The organism is Streptomyces sp. NBC_00271 (genome assembly GCF_036178845.1).
GTDB lineage: Bacteria > Actinomycetota > Actinomycetes > Streptomycetales > Streptomycetaceae > Streptomyces.
On record NZ_CP108070.1, the window covers coordinates 10,187,419 to 10,204,218 of the forward strand.

19 protein-coding genes are annotated in these 16,800 nt (G+C 70.7%); 11 read left to right on the forward strand and 8 right to left on the reverse strand.

The features are described from left to right. Positions 1-74: 74 nt before the first annotated feature. From OG798_RS46390 to OG798_RS46400, 3 genes are read left to right on the forward strand one after another with little or no spacing between them, the layout of a single operon-like run. Positions 75-461 (forward strand): hypothetical protein, encoded by a 387-nt coding sequence (locus tag OG798_RS46390; protein ID WP_121414015.1) that lies wholly within the window; start codon positions 75-77, stop codon positions 459-461. 3 nt (positions 462-464) lie between these two features. Further along, positions 465-1,193 (forward strand): hypothetical protein, encoded by a 729-nt coding sequence (locus tag OG798_RS46395; protein ID WP_328759078.1) that lies wholly within the window; start codon positions 465-467, stop codon positions 1,191-1,193. After that, entirely contained in the window at positions 1,190-1,567 is a 378-nt protein-coding gene (locus OG798_RS46400) for a peptidase inhibitor family I36 protein (protein ID WP_373558896.1), read from the forward strand. Before OG798_RS46395 ends, OG798_RS46400 begins: the two co-directional genes overlap by 4 nt. A 105-nt stretch (positions 1,568-1,672) precedes the next feature. Here the strand turns inward: OG798_RS46400 and OG798_RS46405 are convergent, their stop codons facing one another. The 3 genes from OG798_RS46405 to otr(A) form a co-directional block, all read right to left on the reverse strand. Next, positions 1,673-2,254 (reverse strand): VanZ family protein, encoded by a 582-nt coding sequence (locus OG798_RS46405; RefSeq protein WP_095850967.1) that lies wholly within the window; start codon positions 2,252-2,254, stop codon positions 1,673-1,675. A 156-nt stretch (positions 2,255-2,410) separates the two neighbouring features. Beyond that, positions 2,411-3,073 (reverse strand): DUF4230 domain-containing protein, encoded by a 663-nt coding sequence (locus tag OG798_RS46410; protein WP_095850966.1) that lies wholly within the window; start codon positions 3,071-3,073, stop codon positions 2,411-2,413. A gap of 185 nt (positions 3,074-3,258) precedes the next feature. Then, positions 3,259-5,142, reverse strand: coding sequence for a tetracycline resistance ribosomal protection protein Otr(A) (gene otr(A) / locus OG798_RS46415; RefSeq protein WP_328759079.1), 1,884 nt, complete (start codon positions 5,140-5,142; stop codon positions 3,259-3,261). A gap of 247 nt (positions 5,143-5,389) precedes the next feature. On the opposite strand from otr(A), the gene OG798_RS46420 reads away from it, so the two are divergent. The 4 genes from OG798_RS46420 (at position 5,390) to OG798_RS46435 (ending at position 8,639) form a co-directional block, all read left to right on the forward strand. Then, positions 5,390-6,343 carry a ribose-phosphate diphosphokinase gene (locus tag OG798_RS46420; RefSeq protein ID WP_095850964.1) on the forward strand — a complete coding sequence of 318 codons (954 nt, stop codon included), beginning with the start codon at positions 5,390-5,392 and terminating at the stop codon, positions 6,341-6,343. A 176-nt stretch (positions 6,344-6,519) separates the two neighbouring features. Beyond that, entirely contained in the window at positions 6,520-6,846 is a 327-nt protein-coding gene (locus OG798_RS46425) for a hypothetical protein (protein WP_328759080.1), read from the forward strand. A 592-nt stretch (positions 6,847-7,438) separates the two neighbouring features. Beyond that, positions 7,439-8,323, forward strand: coding sequence for an NmrA/HSCARG family protein (locus OG798_RS46430; protein ID WP_121414011.1), 885 nt, complete (start codon positions 7,439-7,441; stop codon positions 8,321-8,323). 115 nt (positions 8,324-8,438) lie between these two features. Further along, entirely contained in the window at positions 8,439-8,639 is a 201-nt protein-coding gene (locus OG798_RS46435) for a hypothetical protein (RefSeq protein WP_328759081.1), read from the forward strand. 53 nt (positions 8,640-8,692) lie between these two features. Here OG798_RS46435 and OG798_RS46440 read toward each other — a convergent pair whose 3' ends face one another. Next, on the reverse strand, positions 8,693-9,289 hold the full coding sequence (locus OG798_RS46440) for an NADPH-dependent F420 reductase (RefSeq protein WP_121414009.1): 597 nt from the start codon (positions 9,287-9,289) through the stop codon (positions 8,693-8,695). Positions 9,290-9,337: 48 nt separating this feature from the next. Beyond that, complete coding sequence (locus tag OG798_RS46445; RefSeq protein WP_121414008.1) at positions 9,338-10,177, reverse strand: inositol monophosphatase family protein; 840 nt, start codon at positions 10,175-10,177, stop codon at positions 9,338-9,340. Between the two features lie 135 nt (positions 10,178-10,312). On the opposite strand from OG798_RS46445, the gene OG798_RS46450 reads away from it, so the two are divergent. Next, positions 10,313-11,218, forward strand: a complete 906-nt coding sequence (locus OG798_RS46450; protein ID WP_328759083.1) for a LysR family transcriptional regulator — start codon at positions 10,313-10,315, stop codon at positions 11,216-11,218. A 589-nt stretch (positions 11,219-11,807) separates the two neighbouring features. Beyond that, positions 11,808-11,990 (forward strand): hypothetical protein, encoded by a 183-nt coding sequence (locus OG798_RS46455; protein ID WP_147474129.1) that lies wholly within the window; start codon positions 11,808-11,810, stop codon positions 11,988-11,990. Between the two features lie 68 nt (positions 11,991-12,058). Here the strand turns inward: OG798_RS46455 and OG798_RS46460 are convergent, their stop codons facing one another. Together OG798_RS46460 and OG798_RS46465 are read right to left on the reverse strand one after the other, a co-directional pair. Further along, positions 12,059-12,439 carry an anti-sigma factor antagonist gene (locus OG798_RS46460; RefSeq protein WP_095850941.1) on the reverse strand — a complete coding sequence of 127 codons (381 nt, stop codon included), beginning with the start codon at positions 12,437-12,439 and terminating at the stop codon, positions 12,059-12,061. A 164-nt stretch (positions 12,440-12,603) separates the two neighbouring features. Beyond that, the gene (locus OG798_RS46465; RefSeq protein WP_095850940.1) at positions 12,604-13,041 is read right to left on the reverse strand and encodes a MarR family winged helix-turn-helix transcriptional regulator; all 438 of its coding nucleotides are present in this window, start codon (positions 13,039-13,041) and stop codon (positions 12,604-12,606) included. Positions 13,042-13,146: 105 nt separating this feature from the next. Between OG798_RS46465 and OG798_RS46470 the strand changes: the two genes are divergently transcribed. Then, positions 13,147-14,604, forward strand: a complete 1,458-nt coding sequence (locus tag OG798_RS46470) for an aldehyde dehydrogenase family protein (RefSeq protein WP_120986609.1) — start codon at positions 13,147-13,149, stop codon at positions 14,602-14,604. A gap of 32 nt (positions 14,605-14,636) precedes the next feature. Next, entirely contained in the window at positions 14,637-15,743 is a 1,107-nt protein-coding gene (locus OG798_RS46475; protein WP_095850938.1) for an NAD(P)-dependent alcohol dehydrogenase, read from the forward strand. 46 nt (positions 15,744-15,789) lie between these two features. On the opposite strand, the gene OG798_RS46480 is transcribed toward OG798_RS46475, so the two are convergent. Next, on the reverse strand, positions 15,790-16,740 hold the full coding sequence (locus OG798_RS46480) for an NADP-dependent oxidoreductase (protein ID WP_095857550.1): 951 nt from the start codon (positions 16,738-16,740) through the stop codon (positions 15,790-15,792). Positions 16,741-16,800 lie beyond the last annotated feature (60 nt).

Consider the following 16,800-nt stretch of genomic DNA (forward strand, 5'->3'; position numbering starts at 1 on the left):
CCCGCGAGGGCACGGTTGATCTTGCCGGGTGATCGCGACCGCCCCGGCGCCCCCTCTTCCCTCCGGGAGTCGTCATGCCCCGTGGCTTCGCCGTGCCCGCCGCCGCCTTCCTCGCCTCGACCGGTCTGCTGGCCTCGACCGCCCTCCTCGCCGCGGTACCGGCGAGCGCGGCGACGCACGGCGCGTCGCGGGCCGGAGACGTGTGCTTCTGGACCGCCGCCGGACAGCACGGCTCGTCGTGGTGCTACACCCCACCGGGCTATACGGACGTCCCGGAGTTCCTGCACGACAAAGCCGCATCCTTCAGGTCCAACGCCGACACCGCCGTGTACGCCATCGACTGGGGCCGCGGCACCTGCTACGCCCGGCTGATCCGGGCGCACGACCTGGCCGACAACTGGCCCTGGGGCGCCCGGCTCGACGGCGTCGCCGACACCATGATGGGCTGCGAGGTCGGCTGACCCGTGCGACTCCTTCGCGCGTTCGCCGCCGCCGCGCTCGCGGTGCTGGCGTTGACGGGGTGCTCCACGGCGACGGCGCAGCGGGCCGTGCCCCCGCTGCCCAGGACCGAGCGCGACCGCAACGACCTCATCGACACCGCCCAGCAGGTGCTCGTCGACCGCTGTCTGGCCCGGCAGGGACTGACCCTCCCGAACGCCTCGGCCCCGCAGGACCACAGCGCCTCGGCCCCGCAGGACCGCCGACTGCAAGGCGCCCTCTTCGGCCGCGGCCACCCCGAACTCTCCGTCGCCCTCGCCACCGGCTATACCGTCACCGCCCACACGGACGGCTGCCTCGCCGCCGCCGAGCGCGATCTCTACGGCGATCAGCGGCTCTGGTTCCGTACCCGGGTCGTGGTGAACAACCTGCGGGCCGAGGCCCAGCAGCGCATGAAGCGCGACCCCGACTACCGCGCCGCGACCGCCCGCTGGACCCGCTGCGTCACCCCGGCGCACGAGGCCCGCCCCGGCCGCCCCGACCCCGCCGTCTCCGCGCGCTGCGCACACGAGAGCGGCCTCACCCGGCTGCGGGCGCGGCTGGAACCGGCCCTGCTGGCCCGGGTCCGCGCCGAGCGGCACGGACAACTGACCACCTACCGGCAGCTGCGCACCCGCGCACTGCGCCGCGCGGCGGATCTGTACGCCGAGCGGACCGTCCAGGTAACCCTGAAGAAAGGCAGTGACCCTTCGTGATCACCCAGCGTCTCGCCCTCTCCGCCGCCGCGGCCCTGCTCGCCCTCACCGGCGGCCTCGCCCTGGCCACCCCCTCCGGCGCGGCCGACTGCCCCAGCGGCAACTTCTGCGTCTGGGAGAACGCCAACTTCGACGGCCAGCGCGCCAACTGGTCGGGGGATGACGGGTGGTGGGAGAGCTGGATCGCCGACACCGACTCCTCCTGGGCCAACCACGCCATCTCGGGTCCCGGCGTCAAGGACCACGTGAAGGTCTACGAGGACGCCTGGCAGGGCGGCGCCATGACCATCTGTCTCGGACCGGGGGAGGAGGTCGGCTACAACGCCGTGGCGAACGACCGAGGTGACTCGCACACCTGGTCCATGGGCTGCTGAGAGGCCGACCTCAGTCGCTCGCCCCCCAGCCGATCGACTTCGGCCGATCAACGCCGTCCGCCCGCGGTGGGGGCCGCGGGCGGACGGGTCATGCCGTGCGGCCCCTCATGCCTTCGGGGCCCCGCGCCGGTTGCGCCGGCCCTGCCGACGGCGCTTGGGATGCACCGCCCGGCCGATCCGCCGTCCCAGCAGCAGATAACCCACCAGCGCTCCGGACGTGTTGAGGATGACATCGTCGATGTCGAAGGCGCGTCCGGTGATCAGCGTGCCCTGGACCAACTCGACCAGCAGCATCACCACCGCGGTGAGCAGAAGAACGCGCAGGATTCCCCGGGCTTTCGGAATCAGCACGGGCACCAGCACGCCGAACGGCACACCGAGCACGACGTTCCCGCCGATCTGCTTCACGGCGTCGCGTAGCGCCGGCTGGTCGAGATAGGCCCGCAGAGAACTGCCGGGGTGCAGATTGGTGTGGATCAGCGCCTTCGACGCCGGTGACGGCTCCAGCGTCAGCCGGGCCAGCGCGACCGCGAACGCCACCATGGCCACGAAGGCCAGCAGCATCACGAGCAGCCGCACGGGCAGCGGGAGCGACTTGCGCTCCTGCGCGGGTACCGATGGCCGTCGACCGGATTTCGCCGTACCGGTGGTGCGCAGGGTGCTCAAGAGTGACGCCGTACGGACCATTCGATTCTCCCGGTTTCAACTGTTCTCCAGGTAGGGCGGTTACCCGCAGAGCGTCCTTCGATGCCGAGCCCCGCGCGACGGAAGGAGGGGGTGGAGGCGGGGCCCGGTGGGGCGACGGCCTCGCCCCACCGGACCTTCGCCGGAGTGCGGCCCGGCTCAGGCGCCGTAGCTCACGCTCACCTCCTTGAAGCCGAGGGAGCGCAGCAGGCCGTCGAGCATGCCGGTGGTGTTCTCCTCGGCCCGTTTGGTGAGCTCGCTGTCCTTCGCCGCGTCGCCGATGTGCTTGACCGCGAGCTTCTGCACGGCCTGTTCGCTGTCCGGGTTGTCGGAGAAGAAGTCGCCGAGCCGGTCGAGCAGCCCACGCTGTTTGGAGACGGCGTACGAACGGTTGGGGTCGAGCGCGGGCTTGCCGAGGAACGCGTGCGGCAGCCGCAGGGTGGCCGTGGTGCGGTCGGCGTCGACCGTCACGTCCTTCTTGGCGAGCGCACCGAGGTCGACATACGCCTCGACCGTGCCGGCCCCCACGTACAGCGTGCGGGTGCCGCGGATCGCGTCGGGCAGATACTTGGCATCCTTCTCCAGGTCCACCACCACCTGGAAGTTGCCCGAGGCGGCGTCGTAACGGCTCATGTCCTGGATCGACTTGAGGAGGGCTGGTCCGGAGCGGTCGTGCGTCTGGGTGCCGAACAGGTCGCGCAGCCCAGGCAGAACGGCCAGGCGCAGCCCGGCGAACAGCACCACGAGCACCAGCACGACGGCAGTGATCGCCTTGGCCCACGCGGGCATGCGCTTGGGCAGGCGCTTGATGGACGTTGTCATTCGACGGTCCCCCTTCCTGCTCACCGGATGCCCCCCAAATCACCTACTAGGCCGCCCTGTTGGCGGATTGACGTCGCTGACGGGGAGCGCGGGCGGGAGCGCGTCCACGGTGGCGGCACCGGCCACCGCACTTCGCCGTACGCCGAATGAGCGCCGCGTCCGCCCGCCGTACCGCATCCGCCGCACTACACGCGGTGGTCCCCCGACGGGCGGGACCACCAGACCCCTTCTCCGTGGGTGAGGCCCGGCAGCCGCAGCTCGACCTCCCGCACATGCCGGGCCGGCAGCTCGCCGGTGACGAGCCAGGAGGTCCGGCCGCCGGTCGTCTCCCCGAACTGCGCGCCGTGCGCGGCGAGCCGAGCGGTGACCGGGGCCAGCGCATCGAGCGGGAGTTCCACCTCGAAGGCGTGGTACGGCTCGTACACCCGCGTCCCCGCCCGCTCCAGCGCGCGTCGCAGCACGACCGGGGTGAGGCCGCGGAAGTCGGCGGCCGTGCTGAGCGGCGCGACGAATCCGGAACGGACGAGCGTCACCCGGTAGTCCGTGACCGGCCGCCCGTGCCGACCGGAGAGCAGGGTCGCGTGGACCGTGTCCTCGATGGCCTGGTGGAAGGCCCGGGGCAGGGCACCGAGCTCGGTCTCGTACGTGAAGACGCCTCCGGAGCCGTGCGGACCGGGCTCGATCCGCAGCCCGACCGTGGCCCAGAACCCGACGTGCCCGTGCCGCTGGATCTCCTCGCAGGCCTCGCCGGTGCCGTCCGGCCGTTCCAGGAACCGCACCCGGCTCGGCTCGAACTCCGCCTCGATGCCGAAGTCCTGGGCTAGCGTGGCCGCCAGGACCTCCTTCTGGACCTCGCCGTAGAGGAGCAGCGCGGTGCTGCCGGACGCGGCGGGCCGGGCGTGCATCAGCGGGTCCTGGTCGGCCAGCGCGAGGAGGGCCGAGCGCAGCGGGGCCGCCTGGTCGGGGTGCCGGGCCCGGACGAGGGTCTCCAGGGTCGGCGCCGCGAACTGCGGCGCGCGGTCGGTGACCTCGCCGAGCCGATCGCCGACGCGGATGCCGGCGACGCCCCGGAGCGCGGCGATGTTGCCCGCGGTCAAGGTGGCGGCCCCCGGCCGCCCCACGACCTCCAGTTCCCGGGCCCGGCCGGGGACCCGAGTGGCGCGCCCGTCGGCCTCGCGCCGGGTGAACGCGAGCCGCTGTCGACGCGTCACTTCACCGCCGTACAGCCGCAGATACGCCGTGCGCTCGCCGCCGGGTCCGGGGCGCACGGCGAAGACCGTGCCCCGTGGCTCGGCGGAGTCGGGGGCCGTCGGGCGCGGGACGAGCAGGCTCAGCCCCTCGACCAGCTCGGTGACCCCTTGCCCGCCCAGGGCGGACCCGAAGAAGACCGGGTGGAGGGAGCCGTCGGCGGTGCGCGCGACGAGCGCGGCCGCCAGGTCGTCCGGGGTCGGCGGAGGGCCGTCCACGACCGCGGCGAGGACGTCCGTGTCCACCTCCGCGAGTGTGCCGGCCGCCGTCTCGTCCAGCGGACGCCGGACGATCCGGGCACGCGCGGTGCCGAGGCCGCGCACACCGACGAGCGGGACGACGTACGGCGTGAGGCGGCGCCGGATGTCGTCGAGGAGTCCCGCCTCCCGCGCACCCGCCCGGTCGATCTTGTTGACGAAGATCAGGGTGGGCAGCCCGAGCCGTCGCAGGGTCTTCATCAAGACGCGCGTCTGTGCCTGCACGCCCTCCACGGCGGACAGAAGCAGCACGGCGCCGTCGAGGACCTCCAGAGCGCGCTCGACCTCGGCGATGAAGTCGGCGTGCCCGGGGGTGTCGATGAGGTTGATCTGGACGTCGCCGACGGTGAAGGCGGCGACGGCCGAGCGGATGGTGAAGGCGGCGACGGCCGAGCGGATGGTGATCCCGCGCCGGCGCTCGATCTCCCCGTCGTCCGTGCGGGTGTCACCGGCGTCGACGCTGCCGAGCCGGTCGATGGCGCCGGCGTCGAAGAGCAGCCGCTCGGTGAGGCTGGTCTTACCCGCGTCGACGTGGGCCAGAATGCCGATGTTCAGAGTGTCCATGCGTGGTCGAGTCCTCGGGAACAGTCGTCCGGTGGGGGCGCTGAGAAGTTCCGAGGAATCGGCGCATGTCCTTCTCCCATGGGTGAGGGGCGCTGGCGGGTCCATCCTGGCGTATGCCCCGTGACCGTGCGCAACCGAATTTCCCCCGGTGGGAGTACCCGGGCGAGGGCCAGTAGCATGAGGCACGCATCCCGGGTCGATCATGCCAACCGGCGGCGCACCCGGATCGATCTTGCGAGGAGCGGTCGTGCGTGACATCGCCGTGTTCAGCGGTAGTGCCCATCCCGAGCTGGCGGCAGAGGTCTGCGCCCATCTCGGCGTGCCCCTCAGCCCGACCCGGGTCAGCCGGTTCGCCAACGACTGCCTGGAGGTCCAGCTCCAGGCCAACTGTCGCGAGCGCGATGTGTTCCTCGTGCAGCCGCTCGTCACCCCGGTGCAGGAGCACCTCGTCGAACTGCTGATGATGTGCGACGCGGCGCGCGGTGCCTCCGCCGGGCGGATCACCGTGGTCATGCCCCACTATTCGTATGCCCGTTCGGACAAGAAGGACATGCCCCGGATCTCCATGGGCGGGCGGCTGGTCGCCGACCTGCTGGTGGCGGCCGGGGCCAGTCGCGTCCTCGCGATGACGCTGCACTCCCCGCAGGTCCACGGGTTCTTCTCGGTGCCGGTCGACCATCTGCACGCCCTTCGAGAACTCGCCGCGCACTTCCGCGGTCACGATCTGTCGCGTACGACGGTCGTGTCGCCGGACCTGGGCAACGCCAAGGAGGCCGCGGCCTTCGCCCGGCTGATCGGCGCCCAGGTGGCAGCCGGTGCCAAGCAGCGGTTCGCCGACGACCGGGTGAGCATCAGCTCCGTCATCGGTGAGATCACCGGGCGCGATGTCATCGTCCTCGACGACGAGATCGCCAAGGGCAGTACGGTCCTCGAACTCCTGGAGCGGCTGCGGGAGTTGGGGCCGCGGTCCATCCGGGTCGCCTGCACCCACGGGCTGTTCGCGGCGGGCGCGCTCAAGCGGCTGAGCGAGCAGGAGGACATCCTGGAGATCGTGTGCACCAACACCGTGCCGGTGCCGGTCGAGGAACACACCGAGAAGCTGCGGATCCTGTCCATCGCCCCGGCGCTCGCCGAGGCCGTGCGCCGCATTCACAACGGTGAGTCAGTCAGCGCCCTGTTCGACGCGCCCCCGAGCGAATGAACAGGAAGAGCGCCCCTTCCTGACCTCGTTCAGCGCTCTGCACCTCACTCGGCCCCCCGCCAGGAAGCGGCGCAGCAACACTCGGCGTCACCCAGGTGATCAGGAGGGCTCGCAGCGGCGAAGGCGAAGCTCGAGCGGACCGAGACCCAGGCCGGCCAGGCTCCTAGCCTCTCGCTGTGACCGACTCCTTGGAGATCATCCTCAGAAAGGGACCGGCGAGCCCCGACGTCCTGATCGAGCTCTCCAACCTCCATTACATCTCCGTCTCGAAGCCCCCTGAGATCTCCGGCTGCTTCATCGACGCAATCTCCCTGATCCATCTCCAGAAGACCCCGCGCCCTTGGCCCGGAGACGCTGCCGGCCGTGTCCGACGATGCGACGGGCTGCCGGAACTCGCGTGGCTGCGGGTCCTTGGCCCGACTGAGGCGGACGTCATGGCGTCGATCGTGACCGTCTGCACGGCAGTGAGCGACGACAAAGCCTCGACGGACACGACCAGATGACAGGCTTCACCACGACGCCCTCGACGCCGCCCAGGGCGCCCATCCGGTCCAGGGCCGTCTCGACGTTCTGGGCGGGATGGGCGGTCTGGGGGCGCGGAGTTCCGTCTGCCGCTGCTGATCAGCCTGTTCGGGTTCGCCGCGCTCTCCGCGGTCATCTTGAACAAGGCGATGAGCCTGGTCGTGGCCCTGGTCACCCTGCCCGCCCGCTTGGCGGCGGTCCCGGCCGCCGAGGTGGCCGCGCGCCGGCCGGTCGCGGTCAACCTGCTGGCCGGGAGCCTGCTGGGCGCGTGGGCCGGAGCGTCCTGGGCGGTGCGGATGCGCAGCTCCACGCTGTACAAGGTGCTGGCGGCCCTGATGGTGTTCATGGCGACCGCCCTGATGGTCACGCACACCACCGCCCTGGACGCGCTCGCGCTGCCACCGTGGGCTCAGGTGTCCTGCGGGGTCGTGGCCGGGTTCGGCATCGGGGTGGTTCAGCTCGGGTTGAGGCACTGCGCGTCCGTCGGGTGCATTCCCAGGTGGTCGGCCACCGCCTGGTCGTCTCGTGGCTTAATATCTGCGCGGCGCAGAGAATGTCTTGTACATTGGCTGCATGACGCAGAGAATCTCCCAACCCACCGTCGCTGTCACTGGCGCGACCGGCGCCCAGGGCGGCGCTACCGCTCGGGCCCTGCTCGGCCACGGGTTACGGGTCCGCGCGCTGACCCGTAACCCGTCGTCCGCGGCCGCCGAGCAGTTGCGCCGACTCGGCGCGGAGGTGGCGTACGCCGACTTCGACGACCGCGTCGGCCTGGATGCCGCGCTCGCCGGGGCCGACGCACTGTTCGCGATGTCCACGCCCTTCGGCACCGACATCGACGCCGAGGTGCGGCAGGCGGTCACGTTGCTCGACGCCGCCGCCGCGAGCGGGACCGTCCGGCACATCGTGTTCACCTCGGCCGCCAACGCGGACCGCGGCACCGGCATCCCCCACTTCGACAGCAAGCACCGCATCGAGCTCCACCTGCGGAGCCTGGGCATCCCCTGGACGGTTATCGCCCCGGGCGTCTTCATGGACAACTACACCGGCGAGTGGACGATGAGCGGCCTGCGCGAGGGCCGGTTCGCCCTGCCTCTGCCCGCCGACCTGCCGCTGCCGTTCATCTCGGCCGCCGACATCGGCGCGTTCGCGGCGCTCGCCCTCCGGCATCCCGAGGAGTTCGCCGGTCGGCGCATCGACCTCGCCTCCGATCGTGTCACGTGCTCCGAGATCGCCGAGGCCCTCTCCACCGCCTGCGGTCGTCCGATCGAATTCGCGCCGGTCCCCCTCGCTGAGATCGAGGCGTACTCCGCTGATTTGGCCACCATGTTCCGCTACTTCGCCGGTACCGGTCTCGACGTGGACGTCGAAGAGCTGCGGCGCGACCACCCCGAGGTGGGCTGGCGGAGCTTCGCCGACTGGGCAGCCGCCCAGCACTGGGATCTGGAGGCCCGGTAAAGGAGATGCCGAGGTACGCCAACAGCTTCGCGAGTCGGATACCGAGATACAGCCGGCTTTGAAGGCGTCAAAGCACGGTGGTCGGCACTGAGGGACGGCTTGCCGTCGTCAGGGCTTGGGCGTCCCAGCCCGAGGCGAGGAGCACGGCGGCGGGGTTGCTGGCGGCGGCGATGACGTCGCGGTGGATCTGTGCATCGTGGTCGAGTTCCGCTTCAAAGTACAAGTGGCCGACAAGGCCGGGACGAAACTCGGCTCGGCCTTGTCGGCCATCACCGCCGTCCTCGGTGATGGCCTTGAATTCGAGCTTGTCACGTAGGGCGATGTGGTGACGTTCGTGGTGTAGGGAGCCCTGGCCTGTCTGTGTGCGGATCAGCGGGCGATCGAGATCGCGAACGGCGCGAATCCGCTGGACCGGATCACGTGCGGTACGAACAGGATCGCGGCCTCGACAGCCCGCGCGGTCTCGATCCCGCCGAGGTCTGTGATCCACTCCTGGTGCCAGCCGAGGTCCAGGAGAAGCTCGTGGACGACCTGCTTGGCCTCCGGGTCCTTGCCGGAGAGGAAAGCGGTTGGCGTCTGGGCGAGCGCGGCGGGGGCGGTCATCACCGAGTGAAGCATCGTGTTGAGCGTTTTGACGACGAGCGTCTCCGGCAGCGCGTCTTGGAGTTGCTCCGCGAGACTTGAGCCGGGGTAGAGCAGATCGGCGGGCAGTCCGTCCGGTCCGTCGACAGTGGCGTTGGAGACGTCCACGAGGATCTTGCCCCGCAGCTCCGTGCGCAGTGCGGCGAGCCGCTCCAGCGAGCCGGCGCCCGGCGTGGCGTTGATGACGATCTGTGCTGTGCGGACGGCTTCGGCGGCAGCGCCTGGCGAGCGGTCCGCCACGGTCACCTCGTGCCCGGCCCGAGTGAGGGCGGTGGCCAGGCCGCCGCCGACGCGGCCGCCGCCGAGAACGGTGATCTTGCTCATGCTGAACTGGTCCTCCTGGTCTTTCTGGTTCTCGCAAGTGGTCAGGGGTCAGCGGGACAGCGTGGCAACCGCATCGGCGTGCACGCCGGATGCCGCGGCCAGGAAGCTTTCGCTCTCCGGGGTCCAGGGGTGGCCCTCGGCGTCGGAGATCCGTCCGCCGGCCTCCGCGACGAGCAGCGCCCCGGGAAGCAGGTCCGCGCGGGCCCCGGCGAACTGCCAGAAGGCGTCGATCCGGCCTGCGGCCACGTTCAGCAGGTGCAGGGTGGCGGGCACGGATGTCCGCACCACGAGCGCGTCGAGGAGCATCTCGGTGATCGAGGAGCCGACGCGCCGTACGACCTTCTCGTCCTCGTCCGGCCTTGCCTGGCTCGTGGCCACGATGCTCAGGCCGAGGTCCGTGGTCCGGGACACGTGCAGCGGCCGGCCGTCGAGGTGGGCGCCGGCGCCGGTGAGCGCGGTGTAGGTCTCGCCGGTCAACGGCAGGTGGACCGCGGTGAGCACCGGCTGGTTGTCGCGCACGAGGGTCGCGGTCACCGCCCACTCCGGCAGGGCGTGCAGGTGGTTGACGTTGCCTTCGGCCGGGTCCACGACCCACCATTCGCCGGACGGCAGAGCGCCGCCCGCCAGCTCGTCCTCCACCCAGCGGGCGTCCGGGCGCAGGGCTGTGAGGCGGGGGCGCAGGATGTCGAGGGCCGTGTCGTCGTTGGCGGCGAGCGCGCGCATCAGCTCTTCGCGGCTCTGGTAGCGGACCACGTCGCCGAAGCGCTCCTGCAGCGCCGAGCCCGCCGTGCGTACGGCGATCGCTGTCCGTGCGAGCAGGTCGGCGTCGGAGGTGGGGGCGGAGTCGGCGGCTGCGGTACTACCGGTGTTCTGAATCGACTCGGGCATGGCGGTACTCCCGTCTGAGCAGGGGTGATTGAGACCAACCGGGCGAGAACCAGGTTCTTTTGCGCCCGCATCTCGAAGGTAGAAGCGGCCATCGTTAACTTCAAGTGCATGTAAAGCACGGCTAGGATGACTCCCATGCAATTGGATCTGAATCTGCTCGCCGCGCTCGACGCTCTCCTGGAGGAAGGCAGCGTGGCCGGCGCCGCCGACCGCCTGCACGTCACCGCCCCCGCGATGAGCCGCAGCCTCGGCCGGATCCGGCGCACGACGGGCGATCAGATCCTGGTGCGCACAGGGCGCACGATGACCCCGACGCCGTACGCGATCGCCGTCCGGGAACAGGTGCACGACCTGCTCCAGCAGGTCCGGGGCGTGCTGGCGCCGAGCCGTGAACTCGACCTCGCGACGCTCGAACGCACCTTCACACTCCGCTGGCACGACGCACTCGTCGCCCTCAGCGGCCCCGCGCTTCTCGCTGCCGTGTGTGAGCAGGCGCCGGGTGTGCGGCTGCGCTTCATCGCGGAATCGAGCATCGACACACCCGAGTTGCGCCGCGGCGAGGTCGACCTCGCCGCGAACGCGGACCGCCCGACGGCACCCGAGATCCGCGCCGATCGGGTGGCCGAGACCCAGCACGTCATCGTCGTGCGGCGGGGACACCCGCTCACCCGTGTCAAGGCCGTCACCGCCGCGCGGTACGCCTCGGCCGAGCACATCACCGTCTCGCGGCGCGGAAAGGTGAGCAACATTCTCGACGACGTTCTCGCGCGACTGGACCTCACCCGACGTGTGGTGGCGACCGCGCCCACCGAAGGAGCCGCGTTCGAGTTCGTGCGAGGCTCCGACCTCCTCGTCACAGCCCCCGAATCCACGGCGCGTTCGGCCGCCGTGGATCTCGGCCTGGTCCTGCTCCCGCTCCCGCTCGATCTGCCGCCGGCCCCGGTGTACCTGTCATGGCATCAGCGCTATGACACCGACCCCGCACACATCTGGCTACGCGATCTGGCACGGACCGCGTTGACCAGTGGGATGACGCGATGAGAGGACTGCGTCAAACGGCACGTTGACACCTGCCGATGTCGGCGACCTGCCGGCGAGCCGCGACCTCCGAGACGGCGTGCCCAGCGTGCCCGGCGGTCAACTCCTGGCGTGCCGTCTCAAGGCGACGGCGTCGGACATAGGCGCCGACCGGACCGTGGCCGACGATCCTCCGATCGAGATCGTGCGGCCGGTCAGCGGCCCTGGCGGGACGGGCTTGCCGGTCAACTGGCCGGGGAAGAACCCGCCCCAGATCTGCATGTACCCCGCTGAGATCTGCTCCTGCATCGCGGGGATGGACTCGGCCAATCAGCGTCGCTGTGGCCGGCGGCCAGGTCGCCGGCCCACCACCTCCTCGAATCCCGGTACCGCACTCGGGATCGGCTTGGGATCCACCACGAACACGTCGAAGTCAAGGCTCATCGTCTTCTCCGGTCCTCCGGCATCGCTGACTCGGCTTGACCTCATGATCACTCCGGCGGACGGCGGCGGAGTATCAGCATGTTGACTGCACTGCGAGCCCGAGCCGCGCGGCCGGTTGCAGTCATGTTGCTGATACCTCCCCACGGTGCGTTGCCGGATGCTGGTTTTCATGAACCTGAACGCAGCCACATCCGGGGGCGGCGCGCGCCTGCTGGCGGACGGGAACCAGGTGCCGGTGCTCGGCCTCGGCGTCTGGCAGGTACCGGCCGGGCGCGCGTGCGTCAACGCCGTGAGCTGGGCTCTCGACGCCGGTTACCGGCATATCGACACGGCTCAGGCATACGGCACATGAACGTGTAGCTCATCCCCCGTCGCCATGGAGGAAGGCCTGAAGTGCGCCATCCGGGAGGGCAGCAGGGGTCATAACGTGCCCGACGTGGCCTCCGGCTGCCCCAGCGCCGCGTCCAGCGACGCCGAGGGCGGCAGGAGCCGGGCCAGGCCGGTCACCTTGAGGACGCGTAACGTCAGCGGCCGGGTGCAGACCAGGTGCAGCCGGCCGCCCCGGTCGAGAACGCGGCTCCTGGCGCGGTACAGCAGACGCAGCCCGGAGCAGTCGAAGAACTCCACGGGCCGCAGGTCGATCACGATCTGCGGCTCCGGGTGCCCCGTCTCGGCGTCCAGGTACGGCGTGATCTCCAGCGCCGCGACGATGTCGATCTCCCCGTGGAACTCCAGCACCGTGTGACCCCGGTCCAGGCGGACGCGCAGATGACGGGTGGGCGGTGCGGGGTCGTACGTCACGGCGACATCGCCTCCAACCGGCTGCTGACCCACTCCTGGTGGCAGGGCCCGCAAAACCGTTCCCTGCTCTGCAAGTTACCCTCGTTGGAGTGAATTCCAGCATGTTCGATTGACATATGTCTGTGATTTGCAGGGCGAGTCGCCCCTCGGGTCGGCCACGCGGATCACGACAGAGCGTGCCACGCCTTGGACAGAGCCTGGCGGAACTGATCCGTCTGGTGTGCGCTGAGCTCGCGCACCATGCGTTCCTCCAGCTCACGCACCGCGTCGGTGTACCGCGCCAGTAGCTCACGCCCCTCGTCGGTGAGCAGGATCAGCAGCTCGCGCCGGTTGTGCGGATTGCGCTCGCGGCGGATCAGTCCGCGGTTCTCCAGTGAGCGCACCAGGTCGGCCATCGACTGCGCGGTCACGAAGGAGTCCCGCGCGAGCTGTGCCGCCGAGAGGCCGTCGTGTCGCTCCAGCACGGTGAGTGACGTGTACTGCAGTGCGGTGATCCCCGCCGGCTTCACCAGTTCGTCGAGGTGGGAGCGTACGACTAGCTCCACCTGCTTGACCATGTAGAGCAGGGACGGAGGTGCCTTCGTTGCCTGGGTGCCGACCATGGGTTCAGCCTAAGCCATTGACAGGAATCCTGTCCGTAATGAAACTGCGAACCAACAGGAATCCTGTTGGTTGAAATCTTGGCGATCAAGGCTGAGGAGTGGGCAATGACGACCACCTTCGAGAGCGGGCCCGGGCGGCTGTTCATCGGCGGACAGTGGCGCGAGGCGGCCGACGGAGCGCGTACGGACGTGATCGACCCGTCCACCGGCCAGGTGGTCACGACGGTCGCCGAGGCGGGTGCGGCGGACGTGGACGCCGCCGTACGCGCCGCACGGGAGGCCTTCGACCACGGCCCCTGGGCCGGCCTGAGCGGACGGGAGCGGGGCAGGGTGCTGCACCGCGTCTCGGAGCTCATCCGCGAGAACGCCGACGAGCTCGCCGCCCTGGAGAGCCTCGACGTCGGCAAGCCCCTCTCCCTGTGCCGCCCCGTCGACGTGCTCACGGCGGCCGACGAGTACGAGTACTGCGCCGCGCTCGCCCAGACCCTTGACGGCGCCACCCGCGACACCCCGCTGGGCGCCTTCGCCTACACGCGCCGGGGACCGCTCGGCGTGGTCGCCGCGATCACGCCCTTCAACTTCCCGCTGATCCTCTCCAGTTCGAAGCTCGCCCCGGCTCTCGCGGCCGGGAACACCGTGGTGCACAAGCCCGCCGACGAGACCCCGCTCAGCGCCCTGTACATGGCCCGCCTGCTCCAGGAGGCCGGGGTCCCGGACGGCGTGGTGAACGTCGTCACCGGCAGCGGACCGGTCGCGGGCGAGGCGCTGCTGCGCAACCCCGGCATCGACAAGCTCGCCTTCACCGGTTCGACCGCCGTCGGCCGGCACGCCGCGAGCGTCGCGGGCGAGGCGCTCAAGCCGGTCACCATGGAACTGGGCGGCAACGCGGCCCACGTCGTCTTCGAGGACGCCGACCTGGAGAAGGCGGTCGGCGCGGTCATCAAGGGATTCGTCTTCAACACCGGGCAGTTCTGCATGGGCGGCCCGCGGCTGCTGGTGGCACGCTCGGTGTACAGCACCCTGCTGAACATCCTCGCCGACGCCGTCCCCGGCGTCCCGGTCGGCGACCCCCGCGCCCCCGAGACCGTCGTCGGTCCGATGGCGGGGGAGAGGCACCTCAGGAAGGTCGAGGAGTACGTCGAACTGGCCCGCAAGGAGGGCGCCCGCATCGTCTGCGGCGGCGAGCGGCTCGAACTGAACGGTGGCTACTACTACAAGCCCACGGTCCTCGCGGGCCTGCCGAACGACTCCCGCGTGATCCAGGAGGAGATCTTCGGCCCGGTCCTCACCGTCCAGCCCTTCGACACCGAGGACGAGGCCGTCGAACTGGCCAACTCCACCCCGTACGGCCTGGCTTCGGGCATCCAGACCTCCGACCTCACCCGCGCGCACCGCGTCGCCGACCGGCTCCAGGCGGGCATCGTCTGGATCAACGACTGGGCGATGCTCGACCCCGCGGTCCCCTTCGGCGGGGTCAAGGACTCCGGCTTCGGCCGGGAGTACGGGCCCGAGGCCCTCGCCTCCTACACCAAGGTCAAGTCCGTCGTCGTCTCGCTCGACTGAGCCGCGCACCATCACCAAAGGGAGTTCGTACGATGTCCACCCCCACCCGCGCGGCCGTGGTCGAGTCCTCAGGCGCGCCGTTCACGCTCGCCGATGTCGAACTCGACGAGCCCGGCTCCGGCGAAGTCCTCGTCCGTATGGTGGCGACCGGCCTGTGTCACACCGACCTCGGTGTGGCGAGCGGCGGTCTGCCCTTCCCTCTGCCCGGCGTCCTCGGCCACGAGGGAGCGGGCGTCGTCGAGGCCGTCGGACCGGACGTCACCGGCGTCGCCCCCGGCGACCATGCCGTCCTGTCCTTCACCTCCTGCGGCGGCTGCCGCAACTGCCGTGACGGGCATCCCGCCTACTGCGCCACCTGGCTGCCGCTGAACCTCATCGGTGGCCGGCGCGCCGACGGCACCAGCACGATCAGCCGTGCCGGGGCCCCGCTCGGCGGGCACTTCTTCGGGCAGTCCTCCTTCGCCGAGCGGGCGCTGGTCGACGCGCGCAGCCTGGTGAAGGTCGACCCCGATGTGCCGCTGGAGTCCGTCGCTCCCCTGGGCTGCGGGGTGCAGACAGGGGTCGGTGCGGTCTGGAACGTGCTGAAGCCCGGGCTCGGCGACACCCTCGTCGTGCTCGGCGCCGGAGCGGTCGGCCTGTCGGCGGTGATGGCCGCCGCCCTGACCCCCGTCACGAGGATCATTGCGGTCGACCGGGTCGCCGAACGTCTCACCCTGGCCAAGGAGTTGGGTGCGACGCACACGATCGACGCGGGCGAGGCCGACCTCGGCGAGGTCGTCGCGCTGCTGACGGACGGTCACGGTGCCGACGGTGTCGTGGAGACCACCGGCAGCGTCGCCGTACTGCGCCAGGGCGCCGACGCGCTCGCCGCGCGCGGCACCCTGGTCGTGGTGGGCGCCCCACCCTTCGGTACCGAAGTCGCCCTGGACGTCAACGGGTTGATCCCCGGCAAGCGGATCGTCGGCCTCACCCTGGGGGACGGCGAGACCCAGACCATCATCCCCGCGCTGGTCCAGCTCGTGAAGGAGGGGCGGCTCCCGCTGCACCGCCTGATCAGCCACTATCCGTTCGCGGACATCGAGCAGGCGGTGCGGGACATGAAGGCGGGCAAGACGATCAAGCCCGTACTGACCTTCTAGTCGACAACCTGTGCTGACCTTCTAGTCGGCACCCCGTACTTGCGTTCTAGTCGACCGTGAGCACGAGCTTCCCCGTGGTCCGGCCGGTGTCGCCGAGCGCGTGTGCCTCGGCGGCGTCGGCCAGCGGGAACGTCCCGGCGATCGTCGCGCGCAGCTTGCCCGCGTCGACGAGGTCCGCGACCGCCCGCATGCCCGCGTGGTCCGCCTCCACCAGCATCCGCGCCGCCCGCACACCGAGCGCCGCGGCCTCCTTGTAGAGCTCCTCCGGCCCCATCGGCAGGATCGACACCACGATCCCGCCCTCGCGCAGCACACGCAGCGAATGGAAGGTGTTCTCCCCGCCGATCGTGTCCAGGACGACGTCGACGTCCCGGACCGCCTCGGTGAAGTCGGTCTCCCGGTAGTCGATCAGCTCGTCGGCGCCGAGGCCGCGCAGGAACTCGTGCTTGCCCGCGCTCGCCGTGCCGATCACATACGCGCCCCGCGCCTTGGCGATCTGCACGGCGACATGCCCGACGCCGCCGGCCGCGGCGTGGATCAGCACCCGCTGCCCCGGCCGCAGATCGGCCGTGTCGACCAGCGCCTGCCAGGCGGTCAGCGAGACCAGCGGCAGGGCGCCCGCCTCCGTGTGGTCGATCCCGGCCGGCTTGGGCGCGAAGGAGCGGGCGGGCGCGGTCACGTACTCGGCGTGCGAGCCGTGTCCGAACGGGTAGGGCAGCATGCCGAAGACCTCGTCGCCGGGCTCGTACAGGGTGACGCCGACCCCGACGGCCTCCACCACTCCGGAGACGTCCCAGCCCAGGACGAAGGGCGGCTGCCCCAGGAATCCGCCCGTCGCCCGGTGCTTCCAGTCGGTCGGGTTGACCCCGGCCGCCCGCACCCGCACCAGTACCTCGCTCGGCCCGGGTGCCGGCCGCTCCGTCTCCACTTCCTTGAGTACCTCGGGCCCGCCGAGGACGTCCTGACTGATCGCGCGCATCGTGTTCGCAGTGCTCATGAACACAGCGTGCCGGGCCGGCACGCTCCGCGAAATGGCAAGATTGCCAACCTTCGATAA

Bases quoted from the DNA above. Each gene is read 5' to 3' on its own strand.
- OG798_RS46390 (WP_121414015.1), top strand. From the start codon at position 75: ATGCCCCGTGGCTTCGCCGTGCCCGCCGCCGCCTTCCTCGCCTCGACC.
- OG798_RS46405 (WP_095850967.1), bottom strand. From the start codon at position 2,254: ATGGTCCGTACGGCGTCACTCTTGAGCACCCTGCGCACCACCGGTACG.
- OG798_RS46410 (WP_095850966.1), bottom strand. From the start codon at position 3,073: ATGACAACGTCCATCAAGCGCCTGCCCAAGCGCATGCCCGCGTGGGCC.
- OG798_RS46430 (WP_121414011.1), top strand. From the start codon at position 7,439: ATGACGCAGAGAATCTCCCAACCCACCGTCGCTGTCACTGGCGCGACC.
- OG798_RS46440 (WP_121414009.1), bottom strand. From the start codon at position 9,289: ATGAGCAAGATCACCGTTCTCGGCGGCGGCCGCGTCGGCGGCGGCCTG.
- OG798_RS46445 (WP_121414008.1), bottom strand. From the start codon at position 10,177: ATGCCCGAGTCGATTCAGAACACCGGTAGTACCGCAGCCGCCGACTCC.
- OG798_RS46450 (WP_328759083.1), top strand. From the start codon at position 10,313: ATGCAATTGGATCTGAATCTGCTCGCCGCGCTCGACGCTCTCCTGGAG.
- OG798_RS46455 (WP_147474129.1), top strand. From the start codon at position 11,808: ATGAACCTGAACGCAGCCACATCCGGGGGCGGCGCGCGCCTGCTGGCG.
- OG798_RS46465 (WP_095850940.1), bottom strand. From the start codon at position 13,041: ATGGTCGGCACCCAGGCAACGAAGGCACCTCCGTCCCTGCTCTACATG.
- OG798_RS46470 (WP_120986609.1), top strand. From the start codon at position 13,147: ATGACGACCACCTTCGAGAGCGGGCCCGGGCGGCTGTTCATCGGCGGA.
- OG798_RS46475 (WP_095850938.1), top strand. From the start codon at position 14,637: ATGTCCACCCCCACCCGCGCGGCCGTGGTCGAGTCCTCAGGCGCGCCG.
- OG798_RS46480 (WP_095857550.1), bottom strand. From the start codon at position 16,740: ATGAGCACTGCGAACACGATGCGCGCGATCAGTCAGGACGTCCTCGGC.